This is a genomic window from Streptosporangium album (assembly GCF_014203795.1).
GTDB lineage: Bacteria > Actinomycetota > Actinomycetes > Streptosporangiales > Streptosporangiaceae > Streptosporangium > Streptosporangium album.
Map to the genome: position 1 here is coordinate 3,249,558 of NZ_JACHJU010000001.1, position 18,615 is coordinate 3,268,172.

Genomic DNA, 18,615 nt, shown 5'->3' on the forward strand with positions numbered 1-18,615 from the left:
AACACCGATGTTCACTTTCCCCCGGAGGCTCGCCTCGACGGCGGCTCTGGTCAGCATGGTCACGCTCGGCCTGGCGGCCTGCGGCGGCACCACCAAGGACTCCGCCGCGCAGAGCACCGGAGCACCTGCCTCGGCCGCCGCCCCGGCCTCGGCCAACCCGAACGCCCCGCTCAAGGAAGGTCTGAAGATCGCCTTCCTGCCCAAGCAGATCAACAACCCGTACGAGACGATCGTCGACAAGGCGGGCATCGAGGCGGCCAAGGAGTTCAAGGGCGAGGCCAAGGAGGTCGGCCCGTCCGACGCCTCCGCCTCCTCGCAGGTCTCCTACATCAACACGCTGATCCAGCAGCAGCAGGACGCCATCCTGATCGCGGCCAACGACGCCAACGCCGTCTGCGGTCCGCTCAAGCAGGCCATGTCCAAGGGCGTCAAGATCGTCTCCTATGACTCCGACGCCGCCAAGGACTGCCGGAACCTGTTCATCAACCAGGCCGACTCCGAGGACATCGGCCGCAGCCAGGTCAAGATGCTGGCGGACATGATCGGCAACAAGGGCGAGATCGCGATCCTGTCGGCCACGGCCAACGCGACCAACCAGAACGCCTGGATCGGGTTCATGAAGGACGAGCTCACCAAGCCCGAGTACAAGGACATGAAGCTGGTCAAGGTCGCCTACGGCGACGACGACGACCAGAAGTCCTTCCAGGAGACCCAGGGGCTGCTCCAGGCCTACCCGGACCTCAAGGGCATCATCTCCCCGACCACGGTCGGCATCTCCGCCGCCGCCCGCTACATCTCCGGCTCCAAGTACAAGGGCAAGATCACGCTGACCGGTCTGGGCACCCCGAACCAGATGCGCGAGTTCGTCAAGGACGGCACCGTGCAGCAGTTCGCGCTCTGGAACCCCAAGGACCTGGGCTACCTGGCCGGCTACGCCGCCGCGGCGATCGCCTCGGGCCAGATCACCGGCGCCGAGGGCGAGAAGTTCACGGCGGGCAAGCTCGGTGAGTACACGGTCGGCAAGGACGGTGAGGTCATCCTCGGCAAGCCGTTCGTCTTCAAGGCCGACAACATCGACGAGTTCGACTTCTGACGGACCCCGCGGTCACGGCGTGCGCCCACCCGCGCGCGCCGTACCCCCTCAAGGAGCCTTATGAGTGACATCAGGGCCGCGCTGCGGGCGCAGGCCATCGAGACCCCCTCCTGGGCGTACGGCAACAGCGGCACCCGGTTCAAGGTGTTCGCCCAGCGGGGGGTGCCGAGGGATCCCTACGAGAAGCTGGCCGACGCGGCCCAGGTGCACGCCTTCACCGGGGTCGCGCCGACGGTGGCGCTGCACATCCCGTGGGACAGGGTCGACGACTACGCCGACCTGGCCCGGCACGCCTCCGAGCTGGGCGTGCGGATCGGCGCGATCAACTCCAACGTCTTCCAGGACGACGACTACCGGCTCGGCAGCGTCACCAACCCCGACCCCGCGGTGCGGCGCAAGGCGCTGGACCACCTGCTGGCATGCGTGGACGTCATGGACGCCACCGGGTCCGACACGCTGAAACTGTGGTTCTCCGACGGCACCAACTACCCCGGCCAGGACGACGTCCGCGCCCGGCAGGACCGGCTGGCCGAGGCGCTGTCCGCCGTCTACGACCGGCTGGGCGCCGGGCAGCGCTTCCTGCTGGAGTACAAGCTGTTCGAGCCCGCCTTCTACGTGACCGACGTGCCCGACTGGGGCACCGCCTACGCGCACTGCCTGCGGCTGGGTGAGCGGGCACAGGTGGTGGTGGACACCGGCCACCATGCGCCGGGCACCAACATCGAGTTCATCGTGGCGTTCCTGCTCCGCGAGGGCAAGCTCGGCGGGTTCGACTTCAACTCCCGCTTCTACGCCGACGACGACCTGATGGTGGGCGCGGCCGACCCGTTCCAGCTCTTCCGGATCATGTACGAGGTGATCCGCGGGGGCGCCCTCTCCGGCCGGTACGCCGGCGGGCCGGAGCAGGGAGTGGCGTTCATGCTCGACCAGTGCCACAACATCGAGCCGAAGATCCCCGGTCAGATCCGCTCGGTGATGAACATCCAGGAGGCCACGGCCAAGGCGCTCCGGGTCGACGCGGACGCGCTGGCGAAGGCCCAGGCCGAGGGCGACGTGCTGGCCGCCAACGCCGCGCTGATGGACGCCTACAACACCGACGTCCGGCCGATCCTCGCCGAGCTGCGCCAGGAGATGGGCCTCGATCCCGATCCGATGGCCGCCTACGCCCGCTCCGGCTACTTCGAGAAGATCGCCGCCGAGCGCGTCGGTGGTACCCAGGCGGGCTGGGGCGCCTGATCCCCGCGCCCCGTCTCGCCGGGTGCGTCCTGCGACGAGGCGGGGGACAGCACATCGTGAGATCACCGTTTATCCATTGGGGGGATATTTCATGACTTCGCCGGTTGAAGAACTGCTGCAGCGGTCACACGCGCTCGGCTCCGATCCGCGCAACACCAACTTCGCGGGCGGAAACACCTCGGCCAAGGGTGTGGCCGTCGATCCGGTGACCGGATCGGACGTGGAGCTGATGTGGGTGAAGGGCTCCGGCGGTGACCTCGGCACGCTGACCGAGGGCGGCCTGGCCGTCCTGCGGCTCGACCGGCTGCGGGCGCTCACCGAGGTCTACCCGGGGGTGGAACGCGAGGACGAGATGGTCGCCGCGTTCGACTTCTGCGCCTTCGGCAAGGGAGGGGCGGCGCCGTCGATCGACACCGCCATGCACGGCCTGGTCGAGGCCTCGCACGTGGATCACCTGCACCCGGACGCGGGCATCGCGATCGCCACCGCGGCCGACGGCCCGGAGCTGACGGCACGGATCTTCGGCGACCGGGTGGCCTGGGTGCCCTGGCGCCGTCCCGGCTTCCAGCTCGGGCTGGACATCGCCGCGATCAAGGACGCCAACCCGCAGGCCATCGGCTGCATCCTCGGCGGCCACGGCATCACCGCCTGGGGGCAGACCTCCGCCGAGTGCGAGGCCAACTCGCTGGACATCATCCGCACCGCGGAGGCCTACCTCGCCGAGCACGGCAGGCCCGAGCCGTTCGGCCCGGTGATCCACGAGCCGCTCGCCGGAGCCGTACGGCGGGACCGGGCGGCTGCGCTGTTCCCCCTCCTCCGCGGTCTGGCGAGCACCGACCTGCCGCAGGTCGGCCACTACACCGACACCCCCGAGGTCCTGGACTTCCTGTCCCGGGAGCGCCACCCCGGACTGGCCGCGCTCGGCACCTCCTGCCCGGACCACTTCCTGCGGACCAAGGTCGCCCCGCTCGTGCTCGACCTGCCCGGCGACGCGCCCCTGGCGGACGTGGCCGTACGGCTCCGCGAGCTGCACGCCGCCTACCGGGAGGAGTACGCGGCCTACTACCACCGCCACGCCACAGCGGACTCGCCCCCGATGCGCGGCGCGGACCCCGCGATCGTGCTGGTCCCCGGCGTCGGCATGTTCTCCTTCGGCAAGGACAAGCAGACCGCCCGGGTCGCGGGCGAGTTCTACGTCAACGCGATCAACGTGATGCGCGGCGCCGAGGCGGTGTCGTCCTACGCGCCGATCGAGGAGGCGGAGAAGTTCCGCATCGAGTACTGGGAGCTGGAGGAGGCCAAACTCCGCCGGATGCCCCCGGCCAGGCCGCTGGCCACCCGGGTCGCCCTGGTGACCGGCGGCGGGTCGGGCATCGGCGCGGCCACCGCCCGGAGGCTCGCGGCCGAGGGCGCCTGCGTGGTCGTCGCCGACCGTGACCTCGCCGCGGCCGAGAAGGTCGCCGCCGAGCTCGGCGCCAGGGCCTACCGGCCCGAGGACGTCGCGAAGGCCGTGGGGGTGGACGTCACCGACGAGGAGCAGGTCGTCGCCGCCGTACGGCAGGCGGTGCTGGCCTTCGGCGGGGTCGACCTGATCGTCAACAACGCCGGACTCTCACTGTCGCGGTCCCTGCTGGAGACCAGCGTCGCCGACTGGGACCTGCAGCACGACGTGATGGCCCGCGGCTCGTTCCTGGTCTCCAGGGAGAGCGCCCGTGTGATGATCGACCAGGGCATGGGCGGGGACATCGTCTACATCTCCTCCAAGAACGCGGTCTTCGCCGGGCCCAACAACGTCGCCTACGGCGCGTCCAAGGCCGACCAGGCGCACCAGGTCCGGCTGCTCGCCGCCGAGCTGGGCGGGCACGGCATCCGGGTCAACGGCGTCAACCCCGACGGCGTGGTCCGCGGCTCCGGGATCTTCGCCTCCGGGTGGGGCGCCAACCGGGCGGCGGTCTACGGGGTGCCGGAGGACAAGCTCGGCGAGTTCTACGCCCAGCGGACCCTGCTCAAGCGCGAGGTGCTGCCCGAGCACATCGCCGCCGCCGTCTTCGCCCTCACCGGCGGGGAGCTGTCGCTCACCACCGGACTGCACATCCCCGTCGACGCCGGTGTCGCCGCCGCCTTCCTGCGGTGATCTCGAAGTAGGCCCCGGAGCCCGGTATGGGCCGGCGCCCCCCAGAGAAGAAGAGAGGAAACGTCATGAGCACCGAGCTGGCTCGGATCGCCGCCCCCCGCACCAGGGTGGGCCTCGTCGCCGGAGGCCTCGGGGCCTACTGGCCGCAGTTCCCCGACCTGCTGCCACAGCTCCAGCGGTCGGCCGAGCGGGTCTCGGAGCGGATGCGCGAGCTCGGATGCGACGTGGTGGACGTCGGCTTCGTCTCCGACGCGCAGGAGGGGGCGGTCGCGGCCGAGAAGCTGCGCGTCGCCGGCTGCGACATCATCGTCGGCTTCCTCACCACCTACATGACCGCGACCATGCTCCTCCCGGTCGCGCAGCGCAGCGGCGCGCCGGTGCTGCTGATCAACCTGCAGCCGACCGAGTCGATGGACCACGCCACCTTCGACACCGGCCAGTGGCTGGCCTACTGCGGCGCCTGCCCGCTCCCGGAGATGGCCAACACCTTCATCCGCGCCGGCATCCCGTTCCGTTCGGTCTCCGGCTACCTGGAGGACGAGCGGGCCTGGGCGAAGATCGGGCGCTGGGTCAAGGCGGCCGGGGTGCGGGCCGCGCTCCGGCGCGGGCGGCACGGCCTGATGGGCCATCTCTACCCGGGCATGCTCGACGTGGCCACCGACCTCACCCTGGTCTCGGCGAACCTCGGCGGCCACGTCGAGGTGCTGGAGTTCGACGACCTGCGGGTGCGGGTGGAGAAGGTGACCGACGCCGAGGTCAAGGAGCGGATGGACCTGGCCCGGGGGGTCTTCGAGCTGGCAGACACGGTCAACGACGACGACTTCTCCTGGGCGGCACGGGTCTCGGTCGGCCTGGACCGGCTCGTCGACGACTTCGCGCTCGACAGTCTGGCCTACTACCACCGGGGTCTGGACGGCGAGATCCACGAGCGGCTCGGCGCCGGAATGATCCTCGGCGCGTCGCTGCTCACCGCCCGCGGCGTCCCGTCCGCCGGTGAGTACGAGCTGCGCACCTCGCTGGCCATGCTGATCATGGACCGTCTCGGCGGGGGCGGTTCGTTCACCGAGCTCCAGGCACTCGACTTCGCCCGGGGGCATGTCGAGATGGGCCATGACGGGCCCGCCCACCTGGCCATCAGCTCGCGACGGCCGCTCCTGCGCGGGCTGGGCGTCTACCACGGCAAGCGCGGCTGGGGCGTGTCCGTCGAGTTCGACGTCACGCACGGCCCCGTCACCGCGTTCGGTCTGCTGCACAGGCAGGACGGCCGGTTCGGCTTCGTCGTCTCCGAGGGCGAGGTCGTCGACGGACCGCTGCTGCGGATCGGCAACACCACCTCCCGGGTCGACTTCGGCTGCGACCCCGGTGAGTGGACCGACGCCTGGAGCGCCACCGGCATCTCCCACCACTGGGCCCTGGGCACCGGTCACCGCGTCGCCGAGCTGCGCGCGGTGGCCGACCTCCTCGGCGTCGACCTCATCGAGGTGAAGCCGTAGTCTCAGGCGCCGTTCAAGGGGGCACGTCCGGAGCACCGGGCGTGCCCCTCTTTTATGTCCGGGACGACAGGGGTCCACTTCTCTGTCCGGGACGACAAGGGGCCCACGCGGGAGCCGCGACTGCCGCCTGCCCGCCGCGGCATGGCTCTCTCGCATCCGCGTAGTGAGGGCGTCAAAGCTTGGTGTCCGGGCGTATGGAACCCGTCAAGAAGCGCATTTTGCCGCAAAAACCGCGATTTGCTTTTCTATGCGCCCCGACCATCCGGCGGTGGCGGGAACATTTCCGGATTTTGAGGAGTGGGGATGGCCGACGTCATCTTCGTCGTCCTGACGATCGCGATCTTCGTGATCTTCGGGCTCGTCGTGAAGGCGGTGGAGCGCCTGTGAGCGCTGTCAACGCCACCGGTCTCGTGGTGGTCGTCGGCCTGGTGATCTTCATGATCGCGGCCCTGCTCTTCCCGGAGCGTTTCTGATGAGTCCTACGCTCGCCGGGATCCTGTTCATCGGATCCCTCATCGTCGTGCTGGCCCTGGCGCACCGGCCGCTCGGCGACTACATGTACCGCGTCTACACCGGAACCCGGCACAACCCCGTCGAGCGGGTGATCTACCGCCTGCTCGGCGTCCAGCCCGGCGCCGAGCAGAGGTGGAGCGTCTACGCCCGGAGCGTGCTGGCGTTCTCGCTGATCTCGGTCCTGTTCCTGTACGGCCTGCAGCGCCTGCAGGACAAGCTGTTCCTCTCCCTGGGGATGGCCCCGGTCACCGACCACGTCGCGTGGAACACCGCGATCAGCTTCGTGACCAACACCAACTGGCAGGCCTACTCGGGCGAGTCCACGATGGGCCACCTGGTGCAGATGGCCGGCCTGGCCGTGCAGAACTTCGTCTCCGCCTCGGTGGGCATGGCCGTGGCGATCGCGCTGGTGCGCGGGTTCGCCAGGAGCCGGGCCGACGGCCTCGGCAACTTCTGGGTGGACCTGGTCCGCGGCACGATCCGCATCCTGCTGCCGATCGCGTTCGCCGGCGCGATCGTGCTGGTGGCCGGAGGACTGATCCAGAACTTCGCCGAGCCGCACACGGTGGCGACCCTGACCGGCGGCCAGCAGGCGATCACCGGCGGCCCGGTGGCCAGCCAGGAGGTCATCAAGGAGCTCGGCACCAACGGCGGCGGCTTCTACAACGTCAACGCCGCCCACCCGTTCGAGAACGCCACGGCGTGGACGAACTGGTTCGAGATCTTCCTGATCCTGCTCATCCCGTTCGCGCTGCCGCGCACCTTCGGCAAGATGGTCGGCCAGGTCAGGCAGGGCTACGCGATCGTCGCGGTGATGGCCACCCTCGCCCTCGCGAGCGTCGTGCTGACCAACGTCTTCGAACTGGTGGGCAACGCCACCGTCCCGCAGGCCGTCGGCGCCGCGATGGAGGGCAAGGAGGTCAGGTTCGGCGTGGCGAACTCCGCCACCTTCGCCGCCTCGACCACGCTCACGAGCACCGGCGCGGTCGACTCCTTCCACGACTCCTACACCCCGCTCGGCGGCATGATGACGATGGTCAACATGATGCTGGGCGAGGTCGCGCCGGGCGGCGTGGGCGCGGGCCTGTACGGCCTGCTCGTGCTGGCGGTGATCACGGTCTTCGTGGCCGGGCTCATGGTCGGCCGCACGCCGGAGTATCTCGGCAAGAAGATCGGCGCCCGCGAGATAAAGCTCGCGTCGATGTACTTCCTGGTCACGCCCGCCCTGGTGCTGGTCGGCACCGCATTCGCCATGAGCTCGGCCGAGCAGCGGGCGAGCATGCTCAACAGCGGGCCGCACGGCCTGTCGGAGGTGCTGTACGCCTTCACCAGCGCTTCCAACAACAACGGCTCCGCCTTCGCCGGCATCACCGTCAACACGCCCTGGTACGACGTCGCACTCGGCCTGTGCATGGCGTTCGGCCGCTTCCTGCCGATCATCTTCGTGCTCGCCCTGGCCGGATCGCTGGCCGGGCAGTCGCCGGTCCCGGCCTCCGCGGGCACGCTGCCCACGCACCGGCCGCAGTTCGTCGGCATGGTCGTCGGTGTGACGATCATCCTCGTCGCCCTGACCTTCCTCCCCGCCCTGGCGCTCGGGCCGCTCGCAGAAGGAATCCACTGATGTCCACTCCCGTGATCGAAGCGCCGGGCCGCGCCCCAGCTCCGCAGAAGAGGGTCGGCGGCGGTCTGCTCGATCCCCGGCAGCTCATCGCGTCACTGCCCGCCGCCCTGGCCAAGCTCAACCCCGTGCACATGTGGCACAACCCGGTCATGCTGATCGTCGAGATCGGCGCGGTGTTCTCCACCGTGCTCGCGGTCGCCGGTCCGTCGTTCTTCGCCTGGGCGATCGTCGTGTGGCTCTGGCTCACAGTGATCTTCGCCAACCTCGCCGAGGCCGTGGCCGAGGGCCGGGGCAAGGCGCAGGCCGCCACCCTGCGCGCCGCCAAGCGCGACACCACCGCCCGCAGGCTCGTGAACCGCGCCGACCCGGACCGCTGGGAGGGCGTCGGCGCGCCCGAACTCAGACAGGGCGACTTCGTGGTCGTCGAGGCCGGGGAGATCATCCCCGGTGACGGCGACGTGGTCGAAGGCATCGCCAGCGTCGACGAGTCGGCCATCACCGGCGAGTCCGCGCCGGTGATCCGCGAGTCCGGCGGTGACCGTTCGGCGGTCACCGGCGGCACCAAGGTGCTCTCCGACCGGATCATCGTCCAGATCACCCAGAAGCCGGGCGAGAGCTTCATCGACCGGATGATCGCCCTGGTCGAGGGCGCCAACCGGCAGAAGACGCCCAACGAGATCGCCCTCAACATCCTGCTGGCCGCGCTGACGATCATCTTCCTGGTCGCCACCGTCACCATGCAGCCGCTGGCCATCTACTCCAAGGCCGACAACCCCGGCATCCCCGACTCCCTCGCCCTGAACGGCAACGGCGTCACCGGCATCGTGCTGGTCTCGCTGCTGGTCTGCCTCATCCCGACCACGATCGGCGCGCTGCTGAGCGCGATCGGCATCGCGGGCATGGACCGCCTGGTCCAGCGCAACGTGCTGGCCATGAGCGGGCGCGCGGTCGAGGCCGCCGGTGACGTCAGCACGCTGCTGCTGGACAAGACCGGCACCATCACCCTGGGCAACCGGCAGGCCTCGGAGTTCGTCCCGACGCCGGGTGTGTCCGCCGACGAGCTGGCCACGGCCGCCCAGCTGGCCAGCCTCGCCGACGAGACCCCCGAGGGGCGCTCGATCGTGGTCTACGCCAAGCAGGCGTACGGCCTGCGCGAGCGGCAGCCGGGAGAGCTGGCCCACGCCGAGTGGGTCCAGTTCACCGCCCAGACCCGGATGTCGGGCGTCAACGTCGACGGACGCCGGGTCCGCAAGGGCGCGGCGACCGCGGTCATGAAATGGGTCCGCGACCACGGCGGCCACCCGACCGACGAGGTCGGCGCGATCGTGGACGCCATCTCCGGTTCCGGCGGCACCCCGCTGGTCGTGGGCGAGGCCGTCGACGGCAGAGCACGCGTGCTGGGCGTCATCCACCTCAAGGACGTCGTCAAGCAGGGCATGCGCGAGCGGTTCGACGAGATGCGCCGGATGGGCATCCGCACCGTCATGATCACTGGTGACAACCCGCTGACCGCCAAGGCCATCGCCGACGAGGCCGGGGTCGACGACTTCCTCGCCGAGGCCACCCCCGAGGACAAGCTCGCCCTGATCAAGAGCGAGCAGCAGGGGGGCCGGCTGGTCGCCATGACCGGTGACGGCACCAACGACGCGCCCGCGCTGGCCCAGGCGGACGTCGGGGTGGCGATGAACACCGGCACGTCGGCGGCGAAGGAGGCCGGCAACATGGTCGATCTCGACTCCAACCCCACCAAGCTCATCGAGATCGTCGAGATCGGCAAGCAGCTGCTCATCACGCGGGGAGCGCTGACGACCTTCTCGATCGCCAACGACATCGCCAAGTACTTCGCGATCATCCCCGCGATATTCGCCGCGGTCTACCCGGGACTGGACGCGCTGAACGTCATGCGCCTGGCCAGCCCGCAGTCGGCGATCCTGTCCGCGGTGATCTTCAACGCCCTGGTCATCGTGGCGCTGATCCCGCTGGCGCTGCGCGGTGTCCGCTACCGCCCCTCCAGTGCCTCGAAGCTGCTCAGCCGTAACCTCTACCTCTACGGCCTGGGCGGCGTCGTCGTCCCGTTCATCGGCATCAAGACCATCGATCTCCTCATTCAGTTCCTCCCGGGGATGGCATAAATGGAACGCCTGCCCAGCTGGATCCGCCAGCACCTCGCGGCGCTGCGCGCGCTGCTCGTCCTCACCCTGATCCTCGGCGGGGCCTACCCGCTGGTGGTCACCGGGGTCGCCCAGGCCGTCTTCAACGGCAAGGCCAACGGCTCGATCGTCCAGAAGGACGGCAGGGACGTCGGCAGCGCGATCGTCGGCCAGAACTTCACCGGCGCCGACGGCAAGGCGGTCGGAAGGTATTTCCAGAGCCGTCCGTCGGCGGCCGGTGACGGCTACGACATGCTCTCCACCTCTGCCAGCAACCTGGGCCCCGAGGACATCGTGGACGTCCTCGCCGTCCCGGGCGCCAAGGACGACAAGGGCAACCCCGACACCGGCCGGCAGAGCCTGCTCACCCAGGTCTGCGCCCGCAGCAAGGCCATCGGTGAGCTGGACGGTGTCAGTGGTGCCCGGCCGTACTGCACCCCCGACGGTGTCGGCGCCGTGCTGAAGGTCTTCCCCGCCGTCGGCGCCGTCACCCGCGCGGTCAGCGTCAACCAGGCCTGTCCCACCGCGCCGTTCATCGCCGACTACCAGGGTGTGAAGGTGGAGTGCGGCAAGCCCGGCGAGGACTACGCGGCCGGCCGTACCGTCCCGGTCCGCGGCACGCAGCGAGCGGTGGTGCCCGCCGACGCGGTCACCGCCAGCGGTTCCGGCCTCGACCCGGACATCTCACCCGCTTATGCGGAGCTACAGGCGCCCCGCGTGGCCAGGGAACGCGGCCTGCCCGTGGAGAAGGTCAGGCGGCTCATCGAGGAGAACACCACCGGACGCTCCCTCGGCTTCATGGGTGAGCCGGGTGTGAACGTCCTGAAGCTCAACCTGGCACTCGACAGGGGATGACCGGCATGCCACGCGGACGGCTACGGGTCTATCTGGGTGCGGCCCCCGGGGTCGGCAAGACCTTCGCGATGCTGGGTGAGGGACGCCGGAGACTGGAGCGTGGCAGGGACGTGGTCGTGGGTCTGGTCGAGACCCACGGCCGCCCCCGCACCGCCGAGCTGATCGGCGGTATGGAGATCGTCCCCCGCCGGACCCTGGTCCACCGGGGGACGAGCTTCACCGAGCTGGACGTGGCCGCGGTCATCGCGCGGGCTCCCCGGATCGCGCTGATCGACGAGCTGGCGCACACCAACGTGCCCGGCTCGAAGAACGCCAAGCGCTGGCAGGACATCGAGGAGATCCTCGACGCCGGGATCGACGTCGTCTCCACCGTCAACATCCAGCACCTCGAGTCGCTGAACGACGTGGTCGAGCAGATCACCGGGGTGGCGCAGCGCGAGACCGTCCCCGACGAGGTGGTACGGCGGGCCGACCAGGTCGAGCTGGTCGACATGTCACCCGACGCACTACGCCGCAGGATGGCCCACGGCAACGTCTACGCGCCGGAGAAGGTCGACGCAGCGCTGTCGAACTACTTCCGGATGGGCAACCTGACCGCGCTGCGGGAGCTGGCGCTGCTCTGGGTGGTCGGCAAGGTCGACGACCAGCTCGACCGCTACCGCGCCGAGCACGGCATCGCGGGGACCTGGGAGGCCCGCGAGCGCGTGGTGGTCGCGCTGACCGGCGGCCCCGAGGGAGAGACGCTGGTACGGCGGGCCGCCCGCATCGCGGACAGGACCAAGGGCGCCGACCTGCTGGCCGTCCACGTCACCCGGGCCGACGGGCTGGCCGGAGCGGATCCGGCGGGCCTGGCCCGGCAGCGCACGCTGGTGGAGGACGTGGGCGCCACCTACCACCAGGTCGTCGGCGACGACATCCCGCGCGCCCTGCTGGACTTCGCCCGGGGCGTCAACGCCACCCAGCTCGTGCTCGGCGCGTCCCGGCGCGGCCGGTTCGCCCAGCTCCTCTCGCGGGGGGTGGGGGTCACGGCGACCGCGATGTCCGGTTCCATCGACGTCCACATGATCACTCACGCCCATGCGCAGAAGGGGCGTCGTCCCACACGGTCCGGGGCGGCGCTCACCCGCACCCGCAGGCTGGCCGGATGGGCCGTCGCCGTCGCCGGGGTGCCGATCCTCACCGCCGTGCTGGTCCCGTTCAGGGATGCGCTGACACTGCCGAGCGAGATCCTGTTCTTCCTGCTCATGGTCGTCGGCGTCGCCCTCATCGGCGGCATGTGGCCGGCCGTCACCGCCGCTGTCGGCGGCTCCTTCCTGCTCAACTACTACTTCACGCCCCCGCTGCGCACCCTGACGATCTCCAATCCGGAGAACCTCTTCGCCCTCGTCGTCTTCGTCCTGGTCGCCGCCGCGGTGAGCGCCATCGTGGATGTGGCGGCGCGCCGTACGAGGGAGGCGGCGCGGGCGGGCGCGGACGCCGAGGTGCTGTCCACGCTGGCCGGGCACGTGCTACGCGGGGAGGCGGCGCTGCCGTCGCTGCTGGCCCGGCTGCGCGAGACCTTCGCGCTGGCCTCGGTCACGCTGCTGGAGCGGCTCGGCGCACCGGGTCCGGACGACCAGTGCGACCCGGAGTCCTGGCGGATCGTCGCGACCGCCGGGGCCGCTCCCTGTACCTGTCCGGGGGCGGCCGACACCGACGTGGTCATCGACGAGTACCTGGTGCTGGCCGTACGGGGCAGGCTGCTGGAGGCCTCCGACCGCCGCGTGCTGGAGGCGTTCGCCGCCGAGGCGGCCGTGGCGCTGCGACAGGACCGCCTGCGACAGGAGGCCGAGCAGGCCAGGCCGCTGGCCGAGGCCGACAAGATGCGCACCGCGCTGCTCGCCGCGGTCAGCCATGACCTGCGCACCCCGCTCGCCTCGGCCAAGGCCGCCGTCGACAGCCTGCGCAGCACCGACGTCCAGTGGAGCGAGGAGGACCGCGGCGAGCTGCTCGCCACCGCCGACGAGTCCCTGGTCAAGCTGGACCGGCTGGTCGCCAACCTGCTCGACATGAGCCGCCTGCAGGCCGGAGTGCTCGGGCTGATGCCGGAGCCGACGGCGTTGGAGGAGATCGTGCCACGTGCCGTCGACGACCTCGGACAGCTGTCCGAGAGGATCGACGGGCACATCTCGGTCGACCTCCCCGACATCCTCGCCGATCCGGCGTTGCTGGAACGGATCCTGGTCAACCTCATGTCCAACGCGGTCCGCTACAGTCCGGCCGGCGAGAAGGTCCTCATCACGGGAAGCCGGCACGGCGACCACGTCGAGATCCACATCGTCGACCGCGGTCCCGGCATCCCGCCCGAGGCGCACGACCGGGTCTTCATGCCCTTCCAGCGGCTCGGCGACCGTGACAACCACACCGGTGTCGGTCTCGGCCTCGCACTCTCCCGGGGGCTCGCGGAGGCCATGGGCGGCACCCTCGTACCGGAAGAGACACCAGGGGGAGGTCTCACCATGATCCTGACACTGCCCATCTCCTCACGTGCGCACGCCGCATCCGCCACCGTGGAGAGCGCATGACCCGCATCCTCGTCGTCGACGACGAGCCACAGATCCTGCGGGCGCTCCGGATCAACCTCCTCGCCCGGCACTACGAGGTCGCGGTGGCCGCCGACGGCGGCGCGGCACTGCGCGAGGCGGCGGACTGGCACCCCGACCTGGTCATCCTCGACCTCGGGTTGCCCGACATCGACGGGGTCGACGTCATCCACGGCCTGCGCGGCTGGACCTCGGTCCCCATCGTGGTGCTCTCCGGCCGGGTCGGCGGCGCGGACAAGGTGGACGCGCTCGACGCGGGCGCCGACGACTACATCACCAAGCCGTTCAACATCGACGAGCTGCTCGCCCGCGTCCGCGCGGTCACGCGACGGACCACCCTGCACGACGCCGAGCTCGCCCAGATCCACATCGGCGACCGTGTCGTCGACCTGGCCGGTAAGACCGTCTCCGGCGGCGTGCGGCTGACGCCCACGGAGTGGCACCTGCTGGAGATCCTGCTGCGCAACCCCGGCAAGCTGGTCAGCCAGCGCCAGCTGCTGACCGAGGTCTGGGGGGAGAAATACCTCAAGGAGACCCATTACCTGCGCCAGTACATGACCCAGCTGCGCAAGAAGCTGGAGCCCGACCCCGCCCACCCGGTGCACCTGCTGACCGAGCCGGGCATGGGCTACCGCTTCACCCCGTGAAGCCCGGGGACGGCGTCCCCGCGGAACGCGCCGGGCAGGGGCGCCGGAGCGAGCCTGATCGTCGACTACGTGCTCAACGTGGCGGTGTCGGTGGCCGCCGGAGTCGCGGCGCTCACCTCTGCCTTCCCCGGGTTGCTGCCCTTCACGCTCTGGCTGTGCCTGGCCGTGCTCGCCCTGGTCACCGCGGTCAACCTCAAGGGCATCGCGCACAGTGCCCGCGCCTTCATCGCCCCCACCGCCGTCTATGTCGGCGCCATCATGCTGGTGATCGTGGCCGGACTCGTCCGGGGTGAGCCCGCGACCGTCGCCGAACACGCCGCCCAGGCGGGGAACCTGCACACCGTGGGCGTCCTGCTGGTGCTCAAGGCGTTCGCCAACGGCTGTGCCTCACTTACCGGTGTCGAAGCCATCGCCAACGCCGTCCCCTCCTTCAGGAAGCCCCGGGTCAGGCGCGCGCAGAACGCCGAGCTCGCCCTCGGCGCCCTGCTCGGGATCATGCTGGTCGGCATCGCCGCGCTGATCGAGAAGTTCTCCATCGCCCCGGTCGGGGGAGTGACCGTGCTGGCCCAGGTCACCCGGGCCGCGCTCGGCGACGGACCGCTGTTCTACCTGGTCCAGTTCTCCACCGTGGTGCTGCTCGCGCTGGCGGCCAACACCTCCTTCGGCGGCCTGCCGGTGCTTGCCCGGCTCCTGGCCGCCGACAACAACCTGCCGCACCTGTTCGCGCTCCGCGCCGACCGGCACGTGCACCGCTACGGCATCGCCTTCCTGACGGTCGCCTCGGCCATGCTGCTGGTGATCTCGGATGGCGACATGAACCTGCTGGTGCCGCTCTTCGCGATCGGCGTCTTCGTCGGCTTCACCCTCTCTCAGGCCGGAATGGTCAGGCACTGGGTCGGGGCCCGACCCGCCGGCTGGCGGTGGCGCGCGGCGCTGAACGGATTCGGCGCGCTCCTCACCCTGGTGGCGGCCGTGGTGGTCACGGCCTCCAAGTTCGCCGAGGGCGGCTGGCTCATCGTGGTCGCCCTCCCCCTGATCGTGCTGGCCATGCAGTGGGTCAACCGCTCCTACGGCCGCATCGGCGAGCGCCTGGAGCTCGGCCGGACCCCCGCCCCGCCCCGGCCGCGCCGCTCCGTCGTGGTGGTCCCGGTGCACGCGGTCAACCGTCTGACGCGCGAGGCCCTGGCCGCCGCGCTCTCCCTCGGCGACCGGGTCGTGGCCGTCAACGTCACTCATCCGGGGAACGAGTCAGAGGCCCGCCGGTTCGTGGAGGACTGGGAGCGCTGGCACCCCGACGTCGATCTGGCACAGGTGTTCGACGCGCACTGGCGGCTGGACAGGCCCCTTCTGGATTACCTCAACGGCCTGCCCGAGGCGCACGTGTTCGTGCTCATCCCCGAGGTGGAGCCGGAACACGCCTGGCAGCGCATGCTGCAGAACCAGCGTGGTGCGGTGCTGGCCAGGGCACTGCGCCGCCGTACCGATACCGTGGTGTGCCGTATGCGTCTGCGCGTCGCGGACCATGCGACCGCCGCCCCATGAGCCTTCTCCAAGGCCGATGGCCCCATACGGGGCATGCCGTACAGAACCGAGGGGAGGGCGTCCTCCCCTCGGACGTGGATCACCTGGCCCTGGCGACACCGAGGACATGGTCGACGCGGTGGAAGGAGAGGCGGTCGAGGCGGTCGATCTGGAAACCCGCCCGGTCGATGACGGCGACGATGTCGCGGGCGGGATGGCAGCCGCCGCAGAGGCGCGCCCAGAGCGGGGTCGACACGGACTCGATCAGCGCGACGACCGGATTGCCGGAACGCCGGTGCTCGTAGAATCGGAGCTCGCCTCCCGGGCGGAGGACCCGCCTCACCTCCGACAGCGCCGTCTCGGGCCGGGCCGCGCAGCACAGGACCAGCGAGCAGACGACGGCGTCACAGGAGGCGTCCGGGACCGGAAGGCGCGTCAGGGCTCCGTCGCGTATGCGTACCGGCGTCGAGGTCGTCGCCGCCGCCAGCTGAGCCGCGGCACGGAGAAAGGGGTCCGGCTCGACGAGGACGATCTCGTCGACTCCGGAGGGGAAGCAGGTCAGCTTGACCCCGTCGCCGGCGCCGATCTCCAGAACGCGCCCGCTGAGACCCGCCAGCAACCGCTCGCGCTGCCAGGTCGGCCGGGACTCACTCCCCCGCCCGGTGCACACGGGCCGGGGGTGGTGGAACTGTTCCATCCCGCGCCCCAGGTCTTTCCGGGTATCCGGTGGTCCGCTGTGTTCCTGAACGCGCACCGTCATGTCTCCTCCTGAGATCGGTGCTTTCCATGGTGGACACGGCCCCTTCCGGAGGCGACCCCCTCATACGGGACTCATACGGGGGGAACGCTGATTCATATGGATTTCTGACGCCCGGTCAGCGACGGAACACGGCGTGGAGTCTCTCCATCGTCTCGGTGGCGGTCCGCAGGTTCTCCTGGAGCGTCCCGGCCGCGTCGCGCAACCGGTCTCCGATCACCTGCCGGTCGGTGACCAGCGAGTTGTCCGCATCCAGGACCTCGGCCGCCCGCGCCCGCGCCCGGGTCTCGGCGTCCCGCCTGGTCTGGTGGATGAGGTCCAGGATCGTCTCCGCGAGCTCGCCCGAGGCCATGCGCATCGCTCGGGGATCAATCTCGATCTTCTGGACGCCTCCGGTGGAGGAATACTCCACCGCGACGCGGCCGTCGCCGGACTCGGCCCGGACGGTGAGATCGGCGGCGGCCCTGTGCATCGCCTCCATCCGGTCGAACAGACGGCCCGCGTCACGCGCGACCTTCTCCGGATCGAAGCCCAGTGCCCGCGTGAAGTCGTCCATCGTCCTTCATTCCCATGGATACGTGTGGGAGCCGTCCGGATTCTGTTCCGGGACGTAAGGCCCAGTGACCGTCTGCTGGTTGCCGGAGATGTCGTTGGCACCCTTGACGGCCGCGGCCTGCGGGAGCCCGGGCGGGAGCGGCAGGCCCACGCGGGAGCCGGACCCGCGGCCCCAGAGGCCACCGGGGAACCGTCCGCCGATGCCGTGGGCGGTGAGATCACGCTCCACCCTGTTCAGGGTGCCCCAGACGAGCATGGGGCTCTGGGAGACGGTGGCCTGGACGGAGTCCGTCATCGCGCTGCGGTCGCCGGCCGCCGACTCGGCGAGGATGTCACCGGCGACGGCGGCCCCGAGGAGACCGGCGCACGTGTGGAGCAGGGTGTCGAATCCGGATTCGACCGCCTCGAATGTGCCGAAGAGCGTTCTCAACGCGTCCGTCGCCAGTATCCGCGCGTTCGCGGCGCTGAGCGGGGGGAGGGCGGCGAGGAGGACCCAGGCCGCGGTCGCCGCCATGGCCGACGCGACGGAACACATGAAAACGATCATTCCGGCCATCGCGGCTGCGGATACGTAGAGAACCGCGGCGATGAGAGACGCCCGGATCTCGATGCCCAGCAGGTCGTCGAGGAAGGCGTCCATGCGACGTTGGAAGGCCCTGCCGTCCTCGCTCCTCCAACCGTCCCGGGAGACGCCGGAGACGAGGTCACCGATCCGCTCCCTGGCGGCCCGCACATCCGTGACGACTCCGCGCCAGACCTCGGCCCCCTCCCAGAACGCCTCGGGGTCGTACTGGTGCACGTAGAACTTGCCGACGAACGGCCATCCCCCGGGCACTCCCAGTGCGGAAAGGGTGAGCGCGGCCCCGGTCCCCGTCTGCAGGCCCAGCCTGGCCAGCCCGGCGCCGCCGTCAAACATCGCGCCCGTTCACCGGCGCGTTCGCTGATGGGCCGGTCATCAGACCGCCCGGAGAGCGCCGGCGTGTTCGGCGTCCGCCCAGGTGGCGGCCGAGACTCCCGCCATCTCTCCCATCACCGCGATGTCCTCGGCCCGGTGACCCAGCTCCCGGAGGGTGAACGCCTCGATCTCGCCGTAGGCGACGGCCAGGGAGAAGGTGAAGGACGTGAACGCCGACTCTGCGACGGTGAGCCCGACGATGTTCCCGATCGCCCTGTCCAACGACCTGGCGGCCTCGGGGAGCCCCTTCCCGATCTCGCGCAGCCGTCCACGCTCGATGGTCACCTCGTGCGGGGACGCGGGAGGCGGTGGGGTGAAGGGGCCTCCGGGCCAGGGGAAGGGGGCGCTTTCCTGTGTCCCGGACCCTCCCCGTCCTTCCGGGGGCGGCCCTCCCGTCCACGGGCATGTCCCGTCGTCGCGAGCCGGGTCGCTCGGGTGCGCGTGAGAGGGCATGCCGCCGGTCTCCCCCATGATCGCCTTCCGTCAGCAGTCGTGCCGGGTGC

15 protein-coding genes are annotated in these 18,615 nt (G+C 70.4%); 11 read left to right on the plus strand and 4 right to left on the minus strand.

All coding sequences use genetic code 11. The features are described from left to right. Positions 1 to 7 precede the first annotated feature (7 nt). The 11 genes from rhaS to FHR32_RS15550 all read left to right on the plus strand — a co-directional run bounded on the left by rhaS (position 8) and on the right by FHR32_RS15550 (position 15,866). Positions 8 to 1,093 (plus strand): rhamnose ABC transporter substrate-binding protein, encoded by a 1,086-nt coding sequence (gene rhaS / locus FHR32_RS15495; RefSeq protein WP_184754952.1) that lies wholly within the window; start codon positions 8 to 10, stop codon positions 1,091 to 1,093. A gap of 60 nt (positions 1,094 to 1,153) precedes the next feature. Next, the gene (gene rhaI / locus FHR32_RS15500; RefSeq protein ID WP_184754953.1) at positions 1,154 to 2,329 is read left to right on the plus strand and encodes an L-rhamnose isomerase; all 1,176 of its coding nucleotides are present in this window, start codon (positions 1,154 to 1,156) and stop codon (positions 2,327 to 2,329) included. A 91-nt stretch (positions 2,330 to 2,420) separates the two neighbouring features. Further along, positions 2,421 to 4,463, plus strand: coding sequence for a bifunctional aldolase/short-chain dehydrogenase (locus FHR32_RS15505; protein ID WP_184754954.1), 2,043 nt, complete (start codon positions 2,421 to 2,423; stop codon positions 4,461 to 4,463). 65 nt (positions 4,464 to 4,528) lie between these two features. Continuing rightward, positions 4,529 to 5,956 (plus strand): L-fucose/L-arabinose isomerase family protein, encoded by a 1,428-nt coding sequence (locus tag FHR32_RS15510; RefSeq protein WP_184754955.1) that lies wholly within the window; start codon positions 4,529 to 4,531, stop codon positions 5,954 to 5,956. 383 nt (positions 5,957 to 6,339) lie between these two features. After that, the gene (gene kdpF, locus FHR32_RS44395) at positions 6,340 to 6,429 is read left to right on the plus strand and encodes a K(+)-transporting ATPase subunit F (protein WP_184754956.1); all 90 of its coding nucleotides are present in this window, start codon (positions 6,340 to 6,342) and stop codon (positions 6,427 to 6,429) included. Next, positions 6,429 to 8,090, plus strand: a complete 1,662-nt coding sequence (kdpA, locus tag FHR32_RS15525; protein WP_184754957.1) for a potassium-transporting ATPase subunit KdpA — start codon at positions 6,429 to 6,431, stop codon at positions 8,088 to 8,090. Before kdpF ends, kdpA begins: the two co-directional genes overlap by 1 nt. Further along, positions 8,090 to 10,222 (plus strand): potassium-transporting ATPase subunit KdpB, encoded by a 2,133-nt coding sequence (kdpB, locus tag FHR32_RS15530; RefSeq protein WP_184754958.1) that lies wholly within the window; start codon positions 8,090 to 8,092, stop codon positions 10,220 to 10,222. Before kdpA ends, kdpB begins: the two co-directional genes overlap by 1 nt. Continuing rightward, positions 10,223 to 11,095, plus strand: coding sequence for a potassium-transporting ATPase subunit C (locus FHR32_RS15535; protein WP_184754959.1), 873 nt, complete (start codon positions 10,223 to 10,225; stop codon positions 11,093 to 11,095). A gap of 5 nt (positions 11,096 to 11,100) precedes the next feature. Next, complete coding sequence (locus FHR32_RS15540) at positions 11,101 to 13,659, plus strand: DUF4118 domain-containing protein (RefSeq protein ID WP_184754960.1); 2,559 nt, start codon at positions 11,101 to 11,103, stop codon at positions 13,657 to 13,659. After that, complete coding sequence (locus FHR32_RS15545; protein WP_184754961.1) at positions 13,656 to 14,324, plus strand: response regulator; 669 nt, start codon at positions 13,656 to 13,658, stop codon at positions 14,322 to 14,324. The genes FHR32_RS15540 and FHR32_RS15545 overlap by 4 nt, the downstream gene beginning before the upstream one ends. A 54-nt stretch (positions 14,325 to 14,378) precedes the next feature. Continuing rightward, positions 14,379 to 15,866, plus strand: coding sequence for an APC family permease (locus FHR32_RS15550; protein WP_184756547.1), 1,488 nt, complete (start codon positions 14,379 to 14,381; stop codon positions 15,864 to 15,866). A 79-nt stretch (positions 15,867 to 15,945) separates the two neighbouring features. On the opposite strand, the gene FHR32_RS15555 is transcribed toward FHR32_RS15550, so the two are convergent. The 4 genes from FHR32_RS15555 to FHR32_RS15570 all read right to left on the minus strand — a co-directional run bounded on the left by FHR32_RS15555 (position 15,946) and on the right by FHR32_RS15570 (position 18,397). Continuing rightward, positions 15,946 to 16,605, minus strand: a complete 660-nt coding sequence (locus FHR32_RS15555; protein ID WP_184754962.1) for a class I SAM-dependent methyltransferase — start codon at positions 16,603 to 16,605, stop codon at positions 15,946 to 15,948. Between the two features lie 115 nt (positions 16,606 to 16,720). Further along, a complete protein-coding gene (locus FHR32_RS15560) occupies positions 16,721 to 17,158 on the minus strand; it encodes a YbaB/EbfC family nucleoid-associated protein (RefSeq protein WP_184754963.1) in 438 nt (145 codons plus the stop codon). A 6-nt stretch (positions 17,159 to 17,164) separates the two neighbouring features. Next, on the minus strand, positions 17,165 to 18,073 hold the full coding sequence (locus tag FHR32_RS15565) for a hypothetical protein (protein WP_184754964.1): 909 nt from the start codon (positions 18,071 to 18,073) through the stop codon (positions 17,165 to 17,167). 39 nt (positions 18,074 to 18,112) lie between these two features. Next, positions 18,113 to 18,397, minus strand: coding sequence for a hypothetical protein (locus tag FHR32_RS15570; RefSeq protein ID WP_184754965.1), 285 nt, complete (start codon positions 18,395 to 18,397; stop codon positions 18,113 to 18,115). Positions 18,398 to 18,615: the final 218 nt, after the last annotated feature.